Source organism: Kitasatospora sp. MBT63, from assembly GCF_000710465.2.
In the GTDB taxonomy this organism is placed as follows: Bacteria; Actinomycetota; Actinomycetes; order Streptomycetales; family Streptomycetaceae; genus Kitasatospora.
In genome coordinates this window covers 1-2049 of record NZ_JAIZ01000510.1, presented here as the reverse complement: position 1 = coordinate 2049, position 2049 = coordinate 1, and the positions used below count along the sequence as shown (strand labels likewise).

Sequence of the window (2049 nt, the reverse complement as noted above, 5' to 3'; positions counted from 1 at the left end):
GGGTCATACGGCTCTCCCCGGGCAGGGTGGCGCGGGGGCCCCGCGGCGGACGGCGCGGGGGTGACGGGTGGGCGGTGCTGTGATTTTCCCCTCCTCTCGACGGGCGAAACGGACGCCGGGCGCGGTTGGCGCTACCCTCCCCTCAGGTCTGTTAAGAGTGGTTAACACCACACCCGTCCCGGCCGGGCCGGTCGGGTGATGGACGATGAGGTCCAGGAGGCAGTCATGGGCGTGTCAGGCCCGATCCGTGTGGTGGTCGCCAAGCCGGGGCTGGACGGCCACGACCGGGGAGCCAAGGTGATCGCCCGGGCGCTGCGCGACGCCGGTATGGAGGTCATCTACACCGGCCTCCACCAGACGCCGGAGCAGATCGTCGACACCGCGATCCAGGAGGACGCCGACGGCATCGGCCTGTCGATCCTCTCCGGCGCCCACATGACGCTCTGCGCCAAGGTGCTGGAACTGCTCCGGGAGCGCGACGCCGAGGACATCAAGGTGTTCTGCGGCGGCATCGTGCCGCCCGAGGACATCGTCGAGCTGAAGGCGCTCGGCGTCGCCGACATCTTCACCCCGGGCACCCCGACCCAGGACGTGGTGGCCTGGGTCGAGGCCAACCTGCGCGCGGCCGGCTGACCCGCCGCGCACCCTCGCCGCCCGCGGCGCGGTCACCCGTCGAGTTCCGCCAGCATCGCGGCCCGGAAGCGCAGCGTCCCGGCCAGCCGGGCGAAGGTCTCGGCCCAGGCGGTGTCGGGCGCGGCGTCGGCCGCCAGCGCCTCCACGGCCGGGGCCGTCCCGGGGGACAGCGCCCGCTCCGTCATGCCCAGGACCCCGCTGTGGCTCCACGGGTACGCGCCGGAGCGGGCGGCCCGCTCCAGGGCCGCGACCACGGCGGTCGACAGCGGCGGCGTCCACGGCGCGGCGCAGGCCCCCAGCAGCTGGAAGGCGTCGCCCAGGCCGTGGGTACGGACGAAGGCGGCCGTCCAGGCGGCCCGCTCGGGTGCGGGGAGCACCGACAGCAACCGGGCCGGGGATCCCGCCGCCCGCCCGGGGCCGCCGGGACGCGGTACCGGACCGAGCAGGGCCCGGGCCCAGTCGGCGTCCTGCTGGCGGACGGCGGCCCTGGCCCAGGCCTCCCGCAGGTCGTCCGTCCAGTCCGTGCCGCCGTCGCCGACCGGCAGCCGCAGCAGCTGCTCCGGGCCGAGGCCGGTGTCGGCGGACCAGATCGACAGCGGCGCGGCCGCGACGATCTCCCCGAACCACCAGGCCCGTTCGCCCCGGCCGGTCGGTGACTTGAGGGGTATGCCGTCCCGCTGCATCCCGGCGTCGCACCCGCTGGGCGGGCTGACGAGCAGCCGGCGCCCGTCGAGGCGGACCGCAGCCCGCGCGCGCTCCGCCATCCGGGTGGCAAGTGCGGACCCGGGCAGGGTGGAGAGCAGCTCGGCGGCGGTCGCCCGGACGTTCTTGCTGCGATCGGTCAGCGCGGCCTCCAGGAACTCCTCGTCCGCCGCCGAGAGCCCCTCCTGCAGGGCGTCCAGGAACAGCACCCGGTCCTCGGCGCGCTCGGTCGACCAGGTCGAGCCGAGCAACTCCAGCGCCTCCCGGGGGCGTTCCCGGCGCAGCCGGGAGAGGTGGGTGACCCGTTCCGCGAACAGGCCCTCCTGCCAGACCTGCGAACCGGCCTGCTGCGCGCTCCCGGCGGCCGCGGCCGCCGTCCCCACGCCTTCCGTGGCCGTGCGGTGCACGAACCGCCAGTCCTGGTTCCGCTCGGCGAGCCAGCGGCCCAGCGGACCGGCCAGCGCGACCGCGCCGGAGCGCAGCTCGCTACGGGCCCGGGCGGCGTCCAGCAGCGGAGGGACCAGCGCCGGCGGCAGCCGGTAGCCCCGGGCCTGCGCCGCCTCGATCCACTGCGGCAGCAGCTCGGCGAGGTTGGCCGGCGCGGCCCCGGCCGGGCGCCCGCCGACCAGCACCGCCAGTCGGCGGGCCGCGGCCTCGGGCAGCTCGGGACGGGTGTCCGCCGCGGCGGGCGGCGGGAGTTCGGGCACGGGCAGC

General features: G+C 76.7%; 2 protein-coding genes. One reads left to right on the top strand and one right to left on the bottom strand.

Annotated features, from left to right (window positions below):
• The first annotated feature begins 225 nt into the window (after positions 1-225).
• On the top strand, positions 226-633 hold the full coding sequence (locus AA75_RS27115; RefSeq protein WP_033822897.1) for a cobalamin B12-binding domain-containing protein: 408 nt from the start codon (positions 226-228) through the stop codon (positions 631-633).
• 32 nt (positions 634-665) lie between these two features.
• Here the strand turns inward: AA75_RS27115 and AA75_RS27110 are convergent.
• The coding region (locus AA75_RS27110; protein ID WP_033822896.1) for a DUF5691 domain-containing protein at positions 666-2049 on the bottom strand (1384 nt) is incomplete at its 5' end.

Coding starts and splice junctions, on each gene's coding strand:
- AA75_RS27115 (WP_033822897.1), top strand. CDS start 226: ATGGGCGTGTCAGGCCCGATCCGTGTGGTGGTCGCCAAGCCGGGGCTG.